Origin of the sequence: Neisseria brasiliensis (genome assembly GCF_009671065.1) — a bacterium.
Taxonomy (GTDB): Bacteria; Pseudomonadota; Gammaproteobacteria; order Burkholderiales; family Neisseriaceae; genus Neisseria; species Neisseria brasiliensis.
On sequence record NZ_CP046027.1, the window covers coordinates 317210 to 336920 of the forward strand.

A 19711-nucleotide genomic window follows, 5' to 3' on the forward strand; every position below is an offset into this window, starting at 1 on the left:
GCACAATCATTCATTAACCATTCAAATTTCTTTATGAACCCATTCGACCTATTCCAAATCTCATCCCCCGCAGACAATCTGCTGCCCTATGATGGCATAGTCAACGATTTCGGCGTGATTTTAAAATCTCAAGAAGCCGATGATTTATTTGAAGAATTGCTGCACAATATTCCTTGGCAACACGATGAAGCCATTATTTACGGCAAACACATCACCACCGCACGCCAAGTGACTTGGTATGGTGACCATACTTTTGGCTACACCTACTCCGGTATCCGTCGCATTGCCCTGCCTTGGCACCCGACTTTACTTTCCCTCAAACACACCATCGAACAACACCTTCAAGCCATCAGCCCGACCGTATTCAATTCCTGTTTGCTCAACTTATATTCAGACGGCCTCGAAGGCATGGGCTGGCACAGCGACGACGAAAAAGAATTAGGTAATGAATCCATCATCGCCTCACTCAGCCTCGGTGCTACCCGAAAATTTGCATTCAAACACAAACACACTGCCGAAAAACGCGAATTGATGCTACAGCACGGCCAATTAATCGTCATGCGCGGTCAAACCCAACAGCATTGGCGTCACGCCGTGATGAAAAGCACCAAAATCACCGCACCGCGCATTAACCTGACCTTCCGCACCTTTCATTCCGACATTTACTTAAGCACACCCTAATAAACGCTTATCAGTTATAATTATTTATTTATCCGAACACGCTTCACCCATGTTGAAATTTACCCTGCACAAAAAAGACGGCCTCGCCCGCCGCGGCACCCTTGAACTGAACCACGGCAAAATCGAAACCCCCGTATTCATGCCGGTCGGCACCTACGGCTCGGTTAAAGCCATGACGCCGCAAAACCTGCACGACATCAACGCCCAAATCATCTTGGGCAACACTTACCACTTATGGCTGCGCCCCGGCTTGGAAGTCATCGAACAATTCGGCGGCCTGCACCAATTTATCGGCTGGGACAAACCGATTCTCACCGATTCAGGCGGCTTCCAAGTGTTTTCCCTGTCCGACATGCGCAAGCTTACCGAAGAAGGCTGCACCTTCAAAAGCCCGATTAACGGTGACAAATTATTCCTATCGCCCGAAATTTCGATGAAAATTCAAACGGTGTTGAATTCCGATATTGTGATGCAGTTGGACGAATGCACACCCGGTGAAGCCAGCCACGAGCAAGCCCGAAAATCGCTGCAAATGAGTCTGCGCTGGGCAGAACGCAGCAAAAAAGCCTTTGAAGACTTAAACAACCCCAACGCCCTATTCGGCATTGTGCAAGGCGCGATGTATGAAGACTTGCGCGAAGAATCCCTACGCGGCTTGGAACAATTCGACTTCCCTGGCTTGGCCATTGGCGGTTTATCTGTGGGCGAACCCAAGCCCGAAATGTACCGCATGTTGCGTGCCGTCGGTCCGATTCTGCCCGAACACAAACCGCATTACCTGATGGGCGTTGGCACACCGGAAGACCTAGTGTACGGCGTGGCGCACGGTGTAGACATGTTCGACTGCGTGATGCCGACCCGTAACGCCCGCAACGGCTGGCTGTTTACCCGCTTTGGTGATTTGAAAATCAAAAACGCCAAACACCGCCTCGACAACCGCCCCATCGACGAATCCTGCACCTGCTATGCCTGCCAAAACTTCAGCCGCTCGTATCTGCACCATTTGCATAAAGTCGGCGAAATCTTAGGCGCGCAACTGAACACCATTCACAACCTGCACTTCTACCAAGTGATCATGGCCGAAATGCGTGAAGCCATCGAGCAAGGCAAGTTTAGCGACTGGCAGGCTCAGTTCCATGAAAACCGCGCACGCGGTGTGGATTGATGAGTTTAAGCAGCAAATAAAAGAGCAAGGCCGTCTGAAAAATTCTGTTTCAGACGGCTTTAACGCATAATTTTCCATCTGATTCATCATACCCTCATCAACAAACAACGTGAGACTTTTGTAAAACTCGTAAATCTTTAGAAATCTTTAAATCGTCATTCCCGCGCCGGCGAGAATCTAGAACTTCAAATTACTGTAATAGCTAAATATTCCTGAAGCCGATAAGTCTGGATTCCCGCCGACGCGGGAATGACGAGCATAGCTTTCTTGGTTTAAATTAAGTCTTACAAAGGTCTCCGTGTCATAGTTAAACCCAAAAAGGCCGTCTGAAAACCCAATTACACTTTCAGACGGCCTTTTTATTGCTATAATTTCTCACTTCCTTTTTTCGCGAAAGCCAGCCATGCCGCATTTTTTAACCGAACCTACCCTTTTTTACGAGCAGCAAAACAAAACCGCCGTGGTCTTGATGAATTTAGGCACACCCGATGCGCCGACCGCGCAAGCCGTGCGCCCGTATTTGAAGGATTTTTTGTCTGACCAGCGTGTGGTGGAATTGCCGAAACTGATTTGGCAACCAATTTTGCGCTGTTTGGTGTTGACTTTGCGCCCGAAAAAAAGCGCGCATGGTTATGAAAAAATCTGGTTTAAAGAAGGCTCACCTTTAGCAGTTTATACCGAACGTCAAACCAAGGCATTGGCGGCGGCGCTGCCCAATGTCATCGTGCGCCATGCCATGACTTACGGTAATCCGGGTGTGCCGGAAGTGTTGCAGGAATTAAAAAATCAAGGCGTGGGCAATGTGTTGGTGATTCCGCTGTATCCACAATATGCTGCTTCGAGCACCGGCGCGGCCTTGGATAAGGTGCTTGCCGAGTTGCTGCAACAGCGCAACCAAATGAGCGTGCGCACCGTATCGCGTTTTTATGATGATGCCGGCTACATCGAAGCAATGAAACAGCATATCCAAGCTTATTGGGCGGAACATGGCCGCGGCGAGAAACTGATGCTGAGTTTCCACGGCATTCCACAGAAAAATCATGATGATGGCGACCCTTACCCGAAAGAATGCCACCACACCGCCAAACTGCTGGCTGAAGCCTTGGGCTTGAGTGAAAACGAATACATCGTTTCGTTCCAAAGCCAATTCGGCAAGGCTAAATGGGTGGGGCCGAGCACGCAGGATTTGTTTAATGAATTGCCCAAACAAGGCGTGACCAAATTAGATGTGTTCTGCCCGGGCTTCTTGGCCGATTGTTTGGAAACCATGGAAGAAATCGCCCTGATGGGACGCGAACAATTTCACGAAGCCGGTGGCAAACAATATCAGTTTATTCCGTGCTTAAACGATAGTCCGGCATGGGTGAATGCGCTGGCCGAATTGGCGAAAAAGAATTTACAAGGTTGGGTAGAATAGTACAAGGCCGTTTGAAAAAATATTTTTCAGACGGCCTTTTATTATTGATTTTGATACGTTGTGGTGAGCGCCATGATGCCGCTTTGTTCGAATGCACCGTGCGCCTTAACTTCAGCCAGACGGCGGCAAATACTGTCGGTCACCGCTTCCGCTTGTTGGCGGTGTGCTTCGGTTAAACCATCGATGCTTTTACCGTAAAGCGCCGAATCCAGCAATCTTTCCGCATGAATGCCCGAGCGGTAAATATGGCGCACCGCAGCATCATGCTTGCCGAACAAAGTGCCCACCACGCTGCTGCGGGTAAAAGCAATGCCAAGTGCGACATCTTCGCCACCAAACTGACGAAACAAGGCATCTTGCGGAAAACCACCGGCTGCCAGAAAAATGCTGCGGCGACACACTATATTGCCGCCTACGGTCATTTCAAGCCGCTGCCATGCTTGGGCAAAATCGGCATGTTGCAGATAATGCGCCGGAAAGCCAATCGGGCTGCATTTCAAACGCACCATACCGAGATAGGAAAATTGTGCCAAGGCTATGTAGGCAGCGGTCAGCACCTGCAGCTCATATTCGTCATCAGCATCCAAAAACGCAATCAAATCGGCTTGGCTTTGCAGCGCACCCCAGTTGCGCGCCTCGCTGCCCCACCGTTTTGCGCCAAATATTCGGTGCGCACTTGTGGATATTGCGCAGCCAAAGCCGCCATCACATCGCGCGTATTGTCGGTAGACGCATCATCGACCAGCCATACATTTTGCACTTCGGCTTGCCTTAATGCGCTTTTGACCGCCGTCTCTAAGGTTGCAGCGGCGTTGTAACAAGGAATAATGACATCTAAACTGGGTTGCATTGTGGGTTCTTTTCAATCAAAAGGCCGTCTGAAAATACTTGTTTTATTTTCAGACGGCCTTTGTTGTCAATATTATTTTGGGGCTTAGGAAGCAAAATCATCAAAAAACCTGATAAGCTCCTAATATGAAACTAAAAAATAAGTATCAAAAGTTCAGCAAAATTTCAGAGCAAAAGTTTAGAGAAATAATCCGCTGTTTTGCTCTTGATTTGACCGCTTCCGATACTGCTAAAATGACCGGCATTAGTGTACGCAGTATCAATCCTATTTTCCTGAAAATCAGACACAGGATTGCTGCTCTGTGCGAACAAAGCTCACCACTGTCCGGTGTGGTCGAATTAGATGAATCTTACTTTGGTGCGCGACGTATCAGGGGTAAGCGCGGTCGCGGAGCGTCAGGTAAAACCATCGTATTTGGCATACTGAAACGCAATGGCGTGGTCTATACGGAAATCGTTCCCGACGCTTCGAAAGCCTCACTAATCAAGGTCATACGCGGTCACATATCTGCTGACAGTGAAATCAATACTGACGGCTGGAAAGCATATGACGGTCTTGTCGATATGGGCTATGAGAAGCATTACCGTGTCCATCATGGTTCCAATGAGTTTGCTCGAGGAAAGCAACATATCAATGGTATTGAATCTTTTTGGAGTTATGCTAAGGGGCGTTTGGCTAAATTTCATGGTATTTCCAAAGAGATGTTTTATCTGCATCTCAAAGAAACGGAGTTTAGGTTTAACCACCGGCATGAAGATTTAGGTAAAATATTAATGAAGATGCTTCGAAATAACCCAATTTAATATTTTTGCTTCCTAAGCCCCTTATTTTTTAGTCAGGGTCAAACCTGTCCAACCAAAAACCAGCGTCAAAATCAGGCTCAAATAGCAGAAGAAGGCAAACGGCAAGTATTCCCACACCGGCACATTCAAGGTTTGGCTAATAAATACGCCGCACACGCTCCAAGGCACCAAAGGATTGATGACCGTGCCCGCATCTTCCAGCGTGCGCGACAGATTGCGCTGGTGCAGGCCGAGTTTGTCATAAACCGGCTTGAAAGTTTCACCGGCAAGCAGAATACTCAAGTATTGCTCGCCAATCAAAATATTCACGCCCAAAGATGTGGCTGCCACGCTGAAGGTGGCGCGGCTGATGTTGGTCAGGAAATTACGGATAATGTCGAGCAAAGCCGGAATCACGCCCAAGGCAAACAGCAAACCGCCCAAGCTCATGCCCAAAATCACGATGGTCTGCGTGAAGAACATACTTTCCAAGCCGCCGCGTGAAATCAGGCGGGTAATGTCTTTAAATTGCTCGCCTTCCAGCTTGTAGCCGCCGAAGAACCATGCGCCCAATTGCTGCAAATCAGGGCTGCTGTGGAAATACGTGACCACCAAAGCGGCAATGGTACAGAAAATCATTGATACCACTGCGTTCACGCGCATCATCGCCAATACCGCCAGCAAAGCAAACGGAATCAGCGAATCCAAATGCACCAAGCCTGTGGCTTCCAAGGCATTGCGGAAATTTTCAATATTGTTCAAATCATCAATCGCTACCGTCGGCAACACCCACAACATCAAGGCCGCGCTGATCAACCAGGCCGGAATGGTGGTGTACATCATGTTTTTGATGTGTTCAAACAAATCAATGCCGACAATCGAAGCGGCAATACCGGTGGTGTCCGACAAAGGCGACATTTTATCGCCGAAAAACGCGCCTGACACAATGGCACCAGCGGTCATCGCCAGATTGGCTTCAAACGCGGTGGCAATGCCCATAAAGGCCACACCGACTGTGGCGCAGGTGGTGAAACTGCTGCCCACCGCCACACCGACCACCGAACACAAGGCAAACGCCGAGAAGTAAAAATAAGTCGGAGAAATCAAGCCGAAGCCGTGATACATCAGCGTTGGAATCGCGCCGCTCATCATCAGCGCGCTCACCATCAACCCAATAAAGAAAAACAGATACACCGCGCCCATACCTTGGCTGATGGCCTGAATCATGCCGTTTTGCATGTCGTTGTATTTCAAACCGCGACACAAGCCATACAAAATCAGGGCAATAATCGCGCTGATAATCGACATGTGCGGCAGCCAGCCGAGTGAAATAATGGTATAGCCCATCATGGCCACCAGTAAAACCGCCACTACCACCGCTTCTAAGCGCGGCATGTCGAGCAGTGATTTAAAGCTGAACATATTCTGTTTCCTATCTTTGAGACATTTGGCATTTTATCGGGTTTACGTCATTTTACAAACAAATTTTTACCTTAGTCGCATGTTTTCATCAAAATATCATCATGAGATGATTACCCTGCAAACAAAAAGGCCGTCTGAATTTCAGACGGCCTTTTGAAAACAAACCGGTTTTATGCTTCGTCGGCTTTGTAGCCTTTTACTGCAAAGAAAACGATGTACACATAGCAGATTGCCGATACGATGTAAGAAGGCAACAGGCCATAAGTATCGGCCGCCCAACCTTGTACCACCGGTACAATCGCACCACCCACAATCGCGGTACAAATCACGCCGGAAGCAGTGCCGGTGAATTTGCCCAAACCTTTGGTTGCCAAAGAGAAGATGGTCGGGAACATAATTGAGTTGAAGAAACCGATCAGCAACAATGCCCACATGGTTACAGCACCACCACCTGCCAAAATCGCAATAATAATCAACGAAATGGCTACAGTTGCATTAAAGGCCAGATATTTGTTTGGCGCAATTTTGTTCATCAAAGCCGAACCTACGAAACGACCCACCATCGCGCCGCCCCAGTAAATCGACAAGTATGCTGCGCCAGTACTGTGGTTCAAGCCGGCCAAGGCTTCCAAAGCGTTAATCATCATTGAGCCGATGGCTACTTCCGCACCCACGTAGCAGAAAATACCGGCCGCACCGAATACCATGTGTTTGTATTGCCACACGCTGGTTTTACCGTCGTGATTGGCTTCGGTTTCTTCTTGAGCGATTTTGCGCGCATCCGGCAACTTAATCATGGCAACAGCCACCGCCAGCAACAACATAAAGCCGGCCAAGCCCAAGTAAGGGATTTGCACAGAAGAAATGCGTTCGGCTTCAGAAGCAGTTGCGTCCACAAAAATCAACATTGCGCCCAGCGGCGGCGCAATCATGGTCGCCAATGAGTTAAACGCCTGAATCAAGGTCAGAGTGGTTGACTCTTTGCCTTTTGGCGCAAGCAAGGTTACATAAGGGTTACCCGCCACTTGCAGCAATACAATACCGCTGGCCAAAATAAACAAAGCGCCCAAAAATACCGCATAAGAGTGGCTGCCGGCGGCTGGATAGAACAGCAAACAACCTACCGCTGCTACGACAAAACCGCCAATCACACCGGTTTTGTAGCCGAATTTTTCAACAAAATGACCCATCGGAATCGACATAATCGCATACGCGCTGAAGAAACAAAATTGAATCAACATCGCCTGTACATAAGTCAGGTTGAAAATTTCTTTCAAATGAGGAATCAAAATATCATTCATGCAGGTGATGAAACCCAGCATGAAGAAGAGAGAACCCAATACCGTTAAAGCCGGGGTATTGCCTTTATGAGTTTGCGCAGACATGAGGTGCCTTTCGTCTTATTGTAATCAAATTAAATTAATACAGTTAACTTACGTTAATTTAAGATGAAATCATACTGATATTTTGTTATTTTGCAAACCATTATTTCTGCAATTTTGTCAGAATTGCCATAAAATTGTGGTAAATCAAATAATATTGTTGTTTGAACTGCTTACAGCCCACTTTCATCGTTATATTCCTACAGAATAATTTCAACATGTCTTTACTTTACGCTTACATTCCCTTGGCTTTTTCCGCTTTCACTTCCGCCACCATTTTGCCCGGCACATCCGAAGCTGCGTTTGCCGTATTTGCGCACCAATTTCCTGTTCATGCTTGGGGTGGATGGCTTTGTGCAGGCTTATTTAATGGCTTGGGTAGCATGGTTTCATACGGCATGGGTCGATTGCTGCCTGATAAAAAAAGGCCGTCTGAAAAAGTGATGCGCTGGTTTGAACGCTATGGCACATGGACGCTGTTGTTGGCTTGGGTGCCAATTATCGGCGATGCGCTGCCAATTGCCGCAGGTTGGTTAAGATTAAATTGGCTAAAATGTGCTGTGATTTTATTGATTGGCAAATTATTGCGCTATGCGGTGATTTTGTGGGGCATACAAGGGCTGATTATCTACACGTAAAACAAAAGGCCGTCTGAAACTTTTCGTTTCAGACGGCCTTGATCATATCGGAAATGCTTACAGCACGTTCACAATGCTTTCACACAAATAGTCGATATTGTCATCGGTCATACCGGCCACATTGATGCGGCCTGAGCGCACGATATAGATGGCAAATTCATTTTTCAAGCGGTCGACCCGTTCAGGGGTTAAGCCGCTGAATGAGAACATGCCGTTTTGTTCGATAATGAAATCAAAATCTTGTGTCGCGCCTTTGGCTTTCAATAGTTCAACAAATTTCTCACGCATGGCTTTGATGCGGCCGCGCATTTCGTCGAGCTCGGCAATCCATTGTGCTTTCAAATCGGCATCTTTTAACACCAGCGCGATCGTATTGGCACCGTGTGAAGCCGGATTTGAGTACAGCGTACGAATGATGGTTTTGACTTGGCTGTGAACGCGGTTGGCGATGTCTTCATTTTCCGCCACCACGGTGAACGCACCTACGCGCTCGTTATACATGCCGAAGTTTTTTGAATACGAGCTGGCAATCAGCAACTCTTTATTGCATTTCAAGAAGCTGCGTAAACCATAAGCATCTTCTTCCAAACCGTTGCCAAAGCCTTGATAAGCAAAGTCGAACAGTGGCAACCAGCCTTTTTCTGCCGACATTTGCGCCAGTTTATCCCATTGCTCAGGCGTTGGGTCGATACCGGTCGGGTTGTGGCAGCAGCCATGCAGCAGCACCACATCGCCTTTTTCGGCTTGGCTCAAGTCTGCAATCAGGCCGTCCCAATCCAGCTTGTGTTCAGCCGCGTTGTAATAGCGGTAATCGCACACTTCAATGCCGACGGCTTTGAAAATGGCATTGTGGTTCGGCCAAGTCGGATTGGAAATCCAAACCTTTTTTACGCCCAACTGGCGTTTGGCCAATTCGGCAGCCACGCGCAATGCGCCGGTGCCGCCCAAGCTTTGTGCGGTTTTGGCGCGGCGGCTGGCGATGATTTCGTGGTCGGCGCCAAACAACAGAATCTGCGTTTGCGCGTTGTATTCGGCCACACCGTCGATGGTCAGGTAGTTTTTGCTGGTTTCGGTGTCCAGCAAGCGTTTTTCCGCTTCTTTTACGGCTTTGACAATCGGGGTTTCGCCTTGGGCGTTTTTATAGACGCCGATGCCGAGATTGACTTTTTCAGGACGGGTTTCGGCTTTAAACGCTTCGCCCAAGCCCAAAATCGGGTCAGCAGGCGCGGCTTGAATGGTATCAAAAAACATGTGTTTGCTCGCTTTGATTTGAAGATCGCGGATCGTTTGGATAAAGTGACGGCGCATTTCTGCCCAACTTTGATTCAAGTTTAACCCGCCATAAAAAATGATAATGTGAAACAGTAACCTTTAAAATTTTACGACTTTTCAGGCCGTCTGAAAACCGGATTTCACTTTATGCCGACAAACTGCAACCTTTTTGCTGCAATCTTTTTGCCACAAAAAAAGCACACTTCAAATCAGTGTGCTTTTTTGAAATTTAAGCGCGGTTGCTGTATTTATAGCCCAAGTTTTCGGCTTCTTCGATGGTGTGGACATACACATCACCATTGGCCATATCCATTCGCACCAAATCATACGGCTCCCATGCGCCTTGGCGAATTTCTTCGTATTTGGCCGGATTTTTATCCGCTAAATAAGGCAGGAAATATTTTTTGCTGCCGCGTTTGCCGGTATGACATTTCACCAGCGGATACGCCTGCAGCGTTAAATCATCCAGCAGCAACACGCCCTGCTCTTGCGCATAAGCCGCTACCTGCTCGGATAATTTCGGTTTGGCGGCCAACACCGCCTGTACATCACCGCGAATAGCGCGTTTATCAATGATGCTCTGCATGTTTTTCACGATGCGGTCGATGACATTATTGACATTGGTTTTGGCCACCACGCCATTACTCCAATATTTGGTTTGCACGAAATGAGTGATGCCGTCTTTTTCGCAAATCAAATCAATGCCGCGATTAGAATTGGCCACACCTTCAGTTAAGCCGTAATATTCCACGCGCCAGCCTGCGCGCTCATAAAGATAGCCGAGATAGCGTTCATAGCGGTCGCCTGCTTCGCGCTTAGACAAATTGCGGCGGTTGGCATATTCCCACAATTCGCGCTCGCGGCCTTTGAGTTCGTCTTCATCCACTTCGGCACGCGGTTCATCGGCAGCAGTGAAACTAGCCGGGAAAACGGCAGCACGCAGTGGCGCGGTCGGTGTATTACGCTCTGCTGCGGCAACGGCTGCTTGTGGCGTTGTTGATGCAACGGTTTCAACTTCAACCACGTCTTGGTCGGCAGCTGGCAAAGTTTCGGCTTCGGCCAATGCTGCTTGATTGGATGCCACTTCTTCTACTTCAGCCGCTTGATGATTTTCAGACGGCATCTGTTGTGATGGTGTTTCAGACGGCGTTTTATTAAATGTTTCGGTTTCAACAGATTCTACTGTTTCGTCTTCCTCTTCATCATCTTCGCTTGGCAATTCTTCTTCTGCAATCAGGCGGGCATGGCGTTCGAGCAATTCGCTAAAAGCATCTGTCCATTGGCGCCATTCTTGAGAAGTGATTGAATTGCCGTGTTTTTCATAAAATGCTTCTTCAAAATACATGCGGTATTTGAGCTGCTCTTTGCGGATTAATGCTTCTTCATCGCCAGAAAATTCCGATTTCACTTGCAGCTTGGTTTCCCATGCCAACACGTCTTTTTCAAATTTGGCGTAAGCCGCTTTGATTTTATTTAAATCGTTGTCGGAAATATCGGCTTGGTCTGTTTCCAATGGTTCATCGCCGTGATTGGCCACCACCGCCACCTGCATTTTTTCTTTCGCCGCCTGACGCGACAACGCATTTTCCTGCTCGAGCTGCTTTTCGGCCTCAAGCTTGGCTTTTTTACGTCGTTCCGCCCAACTCAATATCACGGCCAAAGCCACAATCAGTAATACAATCAACCCTATGATTAAAATAACATCCATTTTAGATACTTTGTTTTGTATGGTTTAATTTATGCTAAAGGCCGTCTGAATGTTTCAGACGGCATTGGTTTGTTTTACAAAATGGCCAATAAATCCATCGGCCTATCAATACGCGCGTCTTGCAACCACGCTTCTGTGTCGTCGGTTTCGGCGATATAGCCCCAATTAACCAACACCGCTTTCATACCGGCATTTTTGGCTGCCTGCATATCGCGTTCGGCATCGCCCAAATACACGCAATCTTCGGGCTTCACGTCGATTTGCTCGCACGCGTGCAACATCGGTTTCACATTCGGCTTGGCCACGCCGCAAGTATCGCCGCTTACCACCACCGCAGGCGGCACGGCAAAACCAAGCTTAGGCACCAATTTATCGGTAAACTGCGCCGGCTTATTGGTGATGATGCCCCATGCCAAGCCGCGTTGATCGAGTTCGCGCAGTAAATCGTTTACCCCTTCAAACAACATGGTTTCATCGGCATAGCATTCATCATAGCGGTCAAGAAAAGCCTGCCGCCATTGCGGATGCTCGGGATGCTCGGGCGTAATACCCGCGCCCATTTTCAGCAAACCATTAGCGCCATGACTGGCGAACGGGCGGATTTCATCCATCGTTTTCTCGGCCAAACCATTGGCGCGTAATACAAAATTCAATGCACCGCCCAAATCCAGCGCGGTGTCGGCAAGTGTGCCGTCTAAGTCGAATAATACGGCTTGGGTCATGAATCTTCCTTATAAAAAAAGGCCGTCTGAACAGATGTAAACTTCAGACGGCATATTTTAACAGATTTTAATGATGTTCGCCCTGCGCATATCGGCAACCGTTTTACAAATGGCACACTTGCTTTTCAGACGGCCTTTCCTGCTTTCAAGCTTTTCTCAAAATCTTCCAGCATCGCCAGTTCAAATGCGCTAAAACCTGCCTTTTCCCGCGCTTCGATATTCACATAACCACGGAAAATAAACATATCGTAACGCGCAATCAATTGGCGGAATAAAGCAATCGGTTCCAAACCGCGTTCGCGGCATAAATACTGATACCAATGATTACCAAATTGCACATGGCCGACTTCATCGCGGTAAATGATGTCCAACACCGCACAGGTTTCCGCATCGCCGCGCTGCTCTACTTTGGCACGAATCCCCGGTGTCACGTCCAAACCACGCGCTTCCAACACGCGCGGCACCAAGGCCATGCGCAGTAAGGGATCATAAGCGGTTTTATAAGCCATGTCCCACAAATGATTGTGCGCCTCAAAATCGCCATAATCAAAACCATAATGGCGCAAACGATCACGCATCAGGTTGAAATGGTAAACTTCTTCTTTCGCCACCTGTATCCAATCGCGGGTAAACTGCGTCGGCAGCAGACGGAAACGATAAGCCGCGTCTAAAGCCAGATTGATGGCATTAAATTCAATATGCGCAATCGCGTGCAACAGCGCACCATACCCTTCCGGCGTGGTCATCTTGCGCGGCTTTACCGCCGAAGCAGGCACCAAATCCGGCTTTTGCGGCCGACCGGCAAAACGAAAGTCCAACGGCGGATGCGTGCCGTCATCAATTAACTCGGCATGTTGGATTTCGGCAAACAATTGATTGGTCAACGCGCTTTTCTCATCGGGATCACTGGATAGCAAAGCACGCTCAAGCAAAGCATAAGGGCTGTAAGGCATGATGTTTCTCAAAACGATGGAAGCTCCTATTATAACGTGACACCCTTTTTCAGACGGCCTAGTCTTTATACCAATCTTCATGCATTGTTGTGTAAAGCACAACGTAAATGCCGCTTTTCCTACCATTCCGGAATTAAAAAAATGTGAAAAAATATCCGCTTAACCACATAAAAACAACCAAGATTCAACTCCCTAAACTCAAATTCACACCTTTACAAAAATTAAATGCGCATACCGCCCCTTGTAAGCCGCGAAATTACGCCTATACTTAAGCCATCTTCCCCTAAACGAAGGAAACGCAGTATGAAACAACAAACCCTTTTGAAATGGATTGCAGCTGTCAGCATGAGCGCAGCCATCGGCTTGGCTCAAGCAGGTGCAGTAGATGCCCTGAAAAAATTCAACAGCGATTCAGACGGCATCAGCGGCAACTTCAGCCAAACCGTCAAAAGCAAAAAGAAAACCCAAACCACCCACGGCACATTCCAAATCCTGCGCCCGGGTCTGTTTAAATGGGAATACACCAAGCCTTACAAACAAACCATCGTCGGCGATGGCAAAACCATCTGGCTTTACGATGTCGATTTAGCCCAAGTGACCAAATCATCACAAAACCAAGCCATCGGCGACAGCCCTGCCGCGATTTTGTCCAACAAAACCGCTCTTGACAGCAGCTACACGCTGAAAGAAGACGGTTCAGCCAATGGCATTGATTACGTTTTGGCCACACCCAAGAAAAACAACGCCGGCTATCAATACATCCGCATCGGCTTCAAAGGCGACACCTTGGCTGCCATGCAATTGAAAGACAGCTTCGGCAACCAAACCACGATTAACTTCAGTGGCTTGAACACCAAACCTAATCTGTCGCGCAACGCATTCAAATTCACCCCGCCTAAGGGTGTTGATGTGTTAAGTAATTAATTTATTTAAGTTTAAAGGCCGTCTGAAAGATTTCAGACGGCCTTTTGATGTATATCCTGTGGTTTTAGCAACTTACCTTAAGCCATGCGTTGTGTTTTCCATTTCAACAACACACCGCTTTCAATATGGTGCGTAAATGGGAATTGGTCGAACAATGCCGCACGTTCGATGCTGTGGGTTTGCGTGAGCTTCTCGAGATTGCTGCGCAAGGTTTCGGGATTGCAGGAAATGTAAATCACGTTGTCAAATTGCGCTACGAGTTTCAATGTTTCGTCATCAATACCGGCGCGGGGCGGATCGACGAAGATGGTGGAAAACCGATAATCGGCCAGCACCACGCCCTGCTCTTGCAGGCGGCGGAATTCGCGGTTTTGGGTGTAGGCTTCGGTAAATTCTTCGGCCGACAATCGGGCGATTTTGACGTTGTGACTTTGGTTGGCTTCGATGTTCCACAGCGAGGCGTTGACCGATGTTTTCGAGACTTCGGTCGCCAATACGCGTTGGAACTGCTTGGCTAAAGGCAGGGTGAAATTGCCGTTGCCGCAATAAAGCTCGAGCATATCGCCGCCCAGACCTTCTGCGGATTCACACGCCCATGCCAGCATTTTTTCACACACGCGCGCATTGGGCTGGGTGAAGCTGCCTTCGATTTGGCGGTAATGGAAATCTTGATTGCCGACACGCAAGGTTTCGGTGACGAAATCTTGGGTCAACACCAGCTTTTGCCCACGGCTGCGGCCGATAATCCACACGCCCAATTGCTCTTGCAAGGCGCGCGCGGCAGCCTCCCATTCGGCATCGAGCTTTTTGTGGTAAATCATGGTGACCAACATTTCGCCGCTGAGCGTGGCCAAAAATTCGACTGCGTACCAACGGTTTTTCAAAATCGGCTGTTCGTTGACTGCCGCAATCAGGCGCGGCATTAAGGCGTTGATGGCGGTATCGGCGGCAGCAAATTGGTCGCAACGCACCAAGCTCGCGCCGCTGGCCTTTTGTCCGCGCTCGAACATGGCGTAAAAAATCTCGTCGCCTTCGTGCCACACGCGGAATTCTGCACGCATACGGTAATGTTGTTCCGGCGATTCAAATACTTGGATTTCGGGAAAATCGAACCCTTGGAATAATTCTGTTAAATAGCGGATTTTGTCGTTTAACTGCTGTTGGTAAGCACTCATTCTTTTTTGGCTCTGTGTAGGGATTAGGCTCGGATTATAACCCAATAGGCCGTCTGAAAACATGGCTTCAGGCTTTGGGATAGTTTATTGCTTATTATTTAAGCAGCTTAATTTTCTCTTTTGTTTTCAAACCATCATCTGATTTATCCACAAGGATTACACAGAAAATTCGGTCGCGAATTGGGATAGATTGCACCACATATATGTGGATATAGTCGTCTAAAACCAATTATGCCAAACAAAAAGCCGTCTGAAACTTTTCAGACGGCCTTGATGAAGTTTATCGCGATTTCAAGCGATTAGGCTTCCATTTGCGCTGCTTGGATGGCAGTCAGCGCGATGGTGTACACGATGTCGTCAACCAATGCGCCGCGCGACAAGTCGTTTACCGGCTTGCGCAAACCTTGCAGCATTGGACCCACGCTCAATACGTTGGCATTGCGTTGAACGGCTTTGTAAGTACAGTTGCCGGTGTTCAAATCCGGGAACACCAACACAGTCGCCTGACCGGCAACCGCGCTGTTTGGTGCTTTAGATTTGGCCACGCTTGGTACGGTAGCGGCATCGTATTGCAATGGGCCGTCAATCGCCAAATCAGGGCGTTTTTGTTGCGCAATTTGGGTGGCTTGTGCCACGGCTTCTACGTCAGGGCCGGCGCCGGAAGTGCCGGTTGAGTAAGAAATCATCGCTACTTTCGGCTCGATACCGAAGGCTTTGGCTGAATCGGCAGACTGAATGGCGATGTCGGCCAATTGTTCAGGCGTTGGGTTCGGATTGACCGCGCAGTCGCCGTACACCAAAACTTGGTTTGGCAGCAACATGAAGAAAATGCTCGATACCAAGCTCGCGCCCGGTGCGGTTTTAATCAGTTGCAATGCCGGACGGATGGTGTTGGCGGTGGTGTGCACGGCGCCGGAAACCAAGCCGTCCACATCGTTTTGCGCCATCATCATGGTACCCAACACTACGGTATCTTGCAGCTGCTCACGCGCCTGCTCTTCGGTCAGACCTTTGCTCTTACGCAATTCGCACATCGGCGCAACGTATTGCTCAATCAAATCGGCAGGATCGATGATTTCCAAAGAATCCGGCAAGTTGATGTGGCGCTCTTTGGCCACAGCTTCCACTTCGGCACGCGGCGCCAGCAATACGCAGCGGGCAATGCCTTTTTCATGACAAATCGCCGCCGCTTGCACGGTACGCGGCTCGGCACCTTCCGGCAACACGATGCGTTTGTTGGCTTTATGGGCGGTGTCCATCATGTTCACGCGGAATTGTGATGGTGATAAGCGGTTGCGGCCGCGGTTGGCCAACTCGTTCACATCGCCCAATTGCTCGGTTGAACCAAAGAAAGTCAAACCGGTTTGCTCGGCAGCGGCTTTGCCCACGCCCGGTGCGGCATTGTCCAACACGAAACCGGCCAATACACCCGGCGCGGTGATGTAAGATTGCTTAGCCAGATTCAATTTTTGCACGATGTCGTCAACGTCGGTTTCGCACAATTCGTTTTCTTCGTCGCACGCGCCCACAGCAAACACCACCGCTGCATCCAACGACAAGGCCAATTCAAAGTTTTTGGTGGCCAAGAATACTTTATCCGCATTTGGACGAATGCCTTTAATGACCACGTTTTCCGCGTTCATTTCGCTGATTTTGCCCACCAGCGCGTCCAACCAGTCGTCGCTTTTACCTTGCGCCAACAGCTTTTCGCCAAAGCCGTTTTCATCTAATGCGCGCAGGGCTTGGGCATTCGGCAATGCAGCCGCCAAAGCCTGAGTGGTCGCCCAGCTGTCGATGCGGGCGGAAACGGGTACAACCAATACGTTTGACATGTTTGTTCCTTTTCGTGGGGATAAAAAAGATAAATTCGCGCCTATTTTAGCACTTCAGCGCAGCGGTTTACACCGATTACAACGGAATTTCAGGTTAAATCGACTTAACTTTGTTTGAAATCAGATAAAATTTTTAGCTTATAATGATATGAATAAACCAAGGCCGTCTGAAAGGGTAACACTTTCAGACGGCCTTGATGCTTATTTCGTTGCTTTCATCACCATCAATCGCCCATCGCCGCAAGTAACTCGGCTTGATGCTCGGCAATAAGTGCATTGGTCAATTCTTCCAAATCGCCATCCATGATGAAATCGAGTTTGTGAAGGGTGAGGTTGATGCGGTGGTCGGTGACGCGGCCTTGCGGGTAGTTGTAGGTGCGGATGCGTTCGCTACGGTCGCCGCTGCCGATTAAGCTCTTGCGCTCGGCAGCTTCTTTGGCTTGGGCTTCGCGCTTTTGGGCATCGTTCAAACGCGCCGCCAACACTTTCATCGCCTGCGCTTTATTGGCGTGTTGGCTACGGCCGTCTTGGCATTCAACCACCATGCCGGTCGGCAAGTGGGTAATGCGCACGGCGGAATCGGTTTTGTTGATGTGCTGACCGCCTGCGCCTGATGCGCGGAACGTATCGATGCGCAAATCAGCGGCGTTTAATTCGATGTCTTCCAACTCATCGGCTTCAGGCATCACGGCCACGGTACACGCCGATGTGTGGATGCGGCCTTGGCTTTCGGTGGCAGGAACACGCTGCACACGGTGGCCGCCGGATTCAAATTTCAGACGGCTGTATGCGCCCAAGCCGACAATACGGGCAATCACTTCTTTATAGCCGCCTAACTCGCTTTCGTTGGCCGACACGATTTCCACCTGCCAGCGGTTGCGCTCGGCGTAGCGGCTGTACATGCGCAATAAATCGCCGGCAAACAAAGCCGCTTCATCGCCACCGGTACCGGCGCGCACTTCGATGAAAATGTTTTTGTCGTCATCGGCATCTTTAGGCAGTAGCAGCTTTTGCAGCTCGACATCCAATTCTTCAATCAGCGCATTGGCCGCTTCGATTTCTTCGGCGGCAAATTCTTTCATATCCGGATCGGCCAACATTTCCTGCGCCTCCACCACATCGCTTTGCGCCTGCTGATATTTTTGGAACACTTCTACCACCGGCGTCAGCTCGGCGTGTTCGCGCGTGAGCTTGCGGTAGTTGTCCATATCATCAGTGGCTTCGGGCTGGCCGAGCAGATGGGTAACTTCTTCCAAACGTTCGCTAAGTTGTTGTAATTTTTCTAAAATAGACGGTTTCATATTTTTTCCAAGACAAAGGCCGTCTGAAACACGGGTTCAGACGGCATGAATGGGCATTATTATAAAGTGTTTTAACGTAAATTCAAAAAGATAATATACGCTGTGTCTGCAATTGCTGTACAAAAGTGCTGAGATTGTTTTGCACGGCTTGGTTTAAAGCCTGATTCTGCTCCAAGCTCTCGTGGTGGCTGAAGCCGACCTGAAACGCATTGCCTTCACTTTCGATTTCGGTGGTGAATTTATCGCGGCCACTTTGCATATCGGTCAGGCGGTAGCTCATTTTCGCCGTCGCCTTACTGCGCAAACCGGGCTCTACTTGTAATTTCAACACATCTACCGTCAGATTCATCGGCTTTTTCACCAACTTGCTGTTGAGCGCCAATGCATCGCCCAAGGCATTCTGCAACTCGCGCCGCATTTCTTCATAAGGCTCGCCATAACATTGCGCACTCAACCACACGCAATGGTTGTAAACATGGGCTTTGTTTTGCTCTTTGATGGTGACTTGAATATTCTGAATGGCATGCTGCTGGCCGACCACAGCCGAATCAATCCGATAATCCGGTTTGACAAATCCGCTGCAACCGCCCAACACCAAAATGCCGGCGATGATGGCCGGAACGTTCATGATGGGAAATCCTCGTGCGTGTCGTGAAAGGTGCAATGTAAAACAGCATGATTATGTTAAGTCGGCAGGTTTAGCCGTTTGTTTGAGCAATTTTGAGATATTTTCTTCAGTTTTACAAGCGATTTCTGCTAAATCAACTCCACTTAATTGCGCCGCGATTTCCGCAATTCGCCGCACATTGGCAGGCGTGTTGGTTTGGTTGTGCAACATAAACGGGCTGTCGGTTTCCAATACCATATCCTGCCAAGCCAGTTTCGCCACCACTTGCCGCACTTTTTTCGCGTTGGGATTGAGCAAAAGCGAGCCGATGCCGATTTTAAAGCCACAACGCAGCAAAATTTGCGCCTCTTCCACGCTGCCGGAAAACGCGTGCGCTATGCCGCCTTGGGTAAAACCGGTCTGCTTCACCACCTCGGCAATCGCAGCGGTGGCTTTGACATTGTGTACAATCACCGGCCTTTGCCATTTTTGCGCCAATTCAAGCTGGCGGCAGAATGCTTCGATTTGTTGCTGCTTTTGCGTTTCAGACGGCCTGTTCACCAGAAAATCCAAGCCGGTTTCGCCCACCCATGCTTGCGGATAGCGCTGCAATAAGCGTTCAAGTTCGGCAAAATCCTGCGGCTCGGCATTCTCGGCAAACCACGGATGAATGCCCAAAGCAATATGCACACGCTGTTCAGACGGCGTGTTCATCGCCAATAATTGCACCACGTCCGCCCAATCGCTGCGCTGCGTGGCAGGCACGATAAAGCGCGTTACGCCCTGCTCGGCCGCTTGCGCCAAAACGTCGGGCAAACGGTCGCGCAAGGCGGGACCGGCAAGGTGGCAATGGCTGTCGGTAAAATTCATCATTAGGCCG

At 49.1% G+C, this 19711-nt stretch carries 19 protein-coding genes; 6 read left to right on the top strand and 13 right to left on the bottom strand.

The features are described from left to right. The first annotated feature begins 33 nt into the window (after positions 1 to 33). The 3 genes from GJV52_RS01730 (at position 34) to hemH (ending at position 3263) form a co-directional block, all read left to right on the top strand. A complete protein-coding gene (locus GJV52_RS01730) occupies positions 34 to 681 on the top strand; it encodes an alpha-ketoglutarate-dependent dioxygenase AlkB family protein (RefSeq protein WP_095502649.1) in 648 nt (215 codons plus the stop codon). A gap of 49 nt (positions 682 to 730) precedes the next feature. Beyond that, the gene (gene tgt / locus GJV52_RS01735) at positions 731 to 1846 is read left to right on the top strand and encodes a tRNA guanosine(34) transglycosylase Tgt (RefSeq protein WP_100564156.1); all 1116 of its coding nucleotides are present in this window, start codon (positions 731 to 733) and stop codon (positions 1844 to 1846) included. A 403-nt stretch (positions 1847 to 2249) separates the two neighbouring features. Continuing rightward, positions 2250 to 3263, top strand: a complete 1014-nt coding sequence (gene hemH, locus GJV52_RS01740; RefSeq protein ID WP_100564158.1) for a ferrochelatase — start codon at positions 2250 to 2252, stop codon at positions 3261 to 3263. A gap of 41 nt (positions 3264 to 3304) precedes the next feature. Here the strand turns inward: hemH and GJV52_RS01745 are convergent, their stop codons facing one another. Together GJV52_RS01745 and GJV52_RS13165 are read right to left on the bottom strand one after the other, a co-directional pair. Next, entirely contained in the window at positions 3305 to 3862 is a 558-nt protein-coding gene (locus GJV52_RS01745) for a glycosyltransferase family protein (RefSeq protein ID WP_229439467.1), read from the bottom strand. Beyond that, entirely contained in the window at positions 3859 to 4113 is a 255-nt protein-coding gene (locus GJV52_RS13165; RefSeq protein ID WP_229439469.1) for a glycosyltransferase family 2 protein, read from the bottom strand. The genes GJV52_RS01745 and GJV52_RS13165 overlap by 4 nt, the downstream gene beginning before the upstream one ends. A gap of 125 nt (positions 4114 to 4238) precedes the next feature. Here GJV52_RS13165 and GJV52_RS01750 point away from each other — a divergent pair, with 125 nt between their 5' ends. Continuing rightward, positions 4239 to 4916 carry an IS1595-like element ISNme3 family transposase gene (locus tag GJV52_RS01750; protein WP_095503842.1) on the top strand — a complete coding sequence of 226 codons (678 nt, stop codon included), beginning with the start codon at positions 4239 to 4241 and terminating at the stop codon, positions 4914 to 4916. Between the two features lie 21 nt (positions 4917 to 4937). Here the strand turns inward: GJV52_RS01750 and nhaC are convergent, their stop codons facing one another. After that, the gene (gene nhaC, locus GJV52_RS01755) at positions 4938 to 6317 is read right to left on the bottom strand and encodes a Na+/H+ antiporter NhaC (protein ID WP_100564159.1); all 1380 of its coding nucleotides are present in this window, start codon (positions 6315 to 6317) and stop codon (positions 4938 to 4940) included. A 170-nt stretch (positions 6318 to 6487) separates the two neighbouring features. Continuing rightward, positions 6488 to 7702 (bottom strand): sugar MFS transporter, encoded by a 1215-nt coding sequence (locus tag GJV52_RS01760; RefSeq protein ID WP_100564161.1) that lies wholly within the window; start codon positions 7700 to 7702, stop codon positions 6488 to 6490. Between the two features lie 215 nt (positions 7703 to 7917). Here GJV52_RS01760 and GJV52_RS01765 point away from each other — a divergent pair, with 215 nt between their 5' ends. After that, the gene (locus GJV52_RS01765; RefSeq protein WP_095503545.1) at positions 7918 to 8337 is read left to right on the top strand and encodes a YqaA family protein; all 420 of its coding nucleotides are present in this window, start codon (positions 7918 to 7920) and stop codon (positions 8335 to 8337) included. Positions 8338 to 8394: 57 nt separating this feature from the next. Here the strand turns inward: GJV52_RS01765 and GJV52_RS01770 are convergent, their stop codons facing one another. The 4 genes from GJV52_RS01770 to GJV52_RS01785 all read right to left on the bottom strand — a co-directional run bounded on the left by GJV52_RS01770 (position 8395) and on the right by GJV52_RS01785 (position 12992). Next, positions 8395 to 9588: an amino acid aminotransferase gene (locus GJV52_RS01770; RefSeq protein WP_100564179.1), complete on the bottom strand. Its 1194-nt coding sequence runs from the start codon at positions 9586 to 9588 to the stop codon at positions 8395 to 8397. 250 nt (positions 9589 to 9838) lie between these two features. Then, on the bottom strand, positions 9839 to 11317 hold the full coding sequence (locus tag GJV52_RS01775) for a hypothetical protein (RefSeq protein ID WP_154212841.1): 1479 nt from the start codon (positions 11315 to 11317) through the stop codon (positions 9839 to 9841). 74 nt (positions 11318 to 11391) lie between these two features. Further along, the gene (locus GJV52_RS01780) at positions 11392 to 12039 is read right to left on the bottom strand and encodes an HAD family hydrolase (RefSeq protein ID WP_095503543.1); all 648 of its coding nucleotides are present in this window, start codon (positions 12037 to 12039) and stop codon (positions 11392 to 11394) included. 125 nt (positions 12040 to 12164) lie between these two features. Further along, positions 12165 to 12992 (bottom strand): ferritin-like domain-containing protein, encoded by an 828-nt coding sequence (locus GJV52_RS01785; RefSeq protein ID WP_100564167.1) that lies wholly within the window; start codon positions 12990 to 12992, stop codon positions 12165 to 12167. Between the two features lie 303 nt (positions 12993 to 13295). Here GJV52_RS01785 and lolA point away from each other — a divergent pair, with 303 nt between their 5' ends. Then, positions 13296 to 13916 carry an outer membrane lipoprotein chaperone LolA gene (gene lolA, locus GJV52_RS01790; RefSeq protein ID WP_095503541.1) on the top strand — a complete coding sequence of 207 codons (621 nt, stop codon included), beginning with the start codon at positions 13296 to 13298 and terminating at the stop codon, positions 13914 to 13916. 77 nt (positions 13917 to 13993) lie between these two features. Here lolA and trmA read toward each other — a convergent pair whose 3' ends face one another. From trmA to GJV52_RS01815, 5 genes are all read right to left on the bottom strand, one after another. Beyond that, a complete protein-coding gene (gene trmA / locus GJV52_RS01795) occupies positions 13994 to 15091 on the bottom strand; it encodes a tRNA (uridine(54)-C5)-methyltransferase TrmA (protein WP_095503540.1) in 1098 nt (365 codons plus the stop codon). Positions 15092 to 15390: 299 nt separating this feature from the next. After that, positions 15391 to 16923: a phosphate acetyltransferase gene (gene pta, locus GJV52_RS01800; protein ID WP_095503539.1), complete on the bottom strand. Its 1533-nt coding sequence runs from the start codon at positions 16921 to 16923 to the stop codon at positions 15391 to 15393. 224 nt (positions 16924 to 17147) lie between these two features. Continuing rightward, a complete protein-coding gene (gene prfA / locus GJV52_RS01805; RefSeq protein WP_095503538.1) occupies positions 17148 to 18224 on the bottom strand; it encodes a peptide chain release factor 1 in 1077 nt (358 codons plus the stop codon). Between the two features lie 82 nt (positions 18225 to 18306). Further along, a complete protein-coding gene (locus GJV52_RS01810) occupies positions 18307 to 18852 on the bottom strand; it encodes a hypothetical protein (RefSeq protein WP_095503537.1) in 546 nt (181 codons plus the stop codon). A gap of 51 nt (positions 18853 to 18903) precedes the next feature. Then, positions 18904 to 19701, bottom strand: a complete 798-nt coding sequence (locus GJV52_RS01815; RefSeq protein ID WP_100564169.1) for a TatD family hydrolase — start codon at positions 19699 to 19701, stop codon at positions 18904 to 18906. Between the last annotated feature and the right edge of the window lie 10 nt (positions 19702 to 19711).

Coding starts and splice junctions, on each gene's coding strand:
- GJV52_RS01765 (WP_095503545.1), top strand. CDS start 7,918: ATGTCTTTACTTTACGCTTACATTCCCTTGGCTTTTTCCGCTTTCACT.
- GJV52_RS01780 (WP_095503543.1), bottom strand. CDS start 12,039: ATGACCCAAGCCGTATTATTCGACTTAGACGGCACACTTGCCGACACC.
- GJV52_RS01770 (WP_100564179.1), bottom strand. CDS start 9,588: ATGTTTTTTGATACCATTCAAGCCGCGCCTGCTGACCCGATTTTGGGC.
- prfA (WP_095503538.1), bottom strand. CDS start 18,224: ATGAAACCGTCTATTTTAGAAAAATTACAACAACTTAGCGAACGTTTG.
- GJV52_RS01730 (WP_095502649.1), top strand. CDS start 34: ATGAACCCATTCGACCTATTCCAAATCTCATCCCCCGCAGACAATCTG.
- GJV52_RS01760 (WP_100564161.1), bottom strand. CDS start 7,702: ATGTCTGCGCAAACTCATAAAGGCAATACCCCGGCTTTAACGGTATTG.
- pta (WP_095503539.1), bottom strand. CDS start 16,923: ATGTCAAACGTATTGGTTGTACCCGTTTCCGCCCGCATCGACAGCTGG.
- tgt (WP_100564156.1), top strand. CDS start 731: ATGTTGAAATTTACCCTGCACAAAAAAGACGGCCTCGCCCGCCGCGGC.
- GJV52_RS01775 (WP_154212841.1), bottom strand. CDS start 11,317: ATGGATGTTATTTTAATCATAGGGTTGATTGTATTACTGATTGTGGCT.
- lolA (WP_095503541.1), top strand. CDS start 13,296: ATGAAACAACAAACCCTTTTGAAATGGATTGCAGCTGTCAGCATGAGC.
- GJV52_RS01750 (WP_095503842.1), top strand. CDS start 4,239: ATGAAACTAAAAAATAAGTATCAAAAGTTCAGCAAAATTTCAGAGCAA.
- GJV52_RS01810 (WP_095503537.1), bottom strand. CDS start 18,852: ATGAACGTTCCGGCCATCATCGCCGGCATTTTGGTGTTGGGCGGTTGC.
- GJV52_RS01815 (WP_100564169.1), bottom strand. CDS start 19,701: ATGAATTTTACCGACAGCCATTGCCACCTTGCCGGTCCCGCCTTGCGC.
- GJV52_RS01785 (WP_100564167.1), bottom strand. CDS start 12,992: ATGCCTTACAGCCCTTATGCTTTGCTTGAGCGTGCTTTGCTATCCAGT.
- nhaC (WP_100564159.1), bottom strand. CDS start 6,317: ATGTTCAGCTTTAAATCACTGCTCGACATGCCGCGCTTAGAAGCGGTG.
- trmA (WP_095503540.1), bottom strand. CDS start 15,091: ATGAGTGCTTACCAACAGCAGTTAAACGACAAAATCCGCTATTTAACA.
- GJV52_RS13165 (WP_229439469.1), bottom strand. CDS start 4,113: ATGCAACCCAGTTTAGATGTCATTATTCCTTGTTACAACGCCGCTGCA.
- hemH (WP_100564158.1), top strand. CDS start 2,250: ATGCCGCATTTTTTAACCGAACCTACCCTTTTTTACGAGCAGCAAAAC.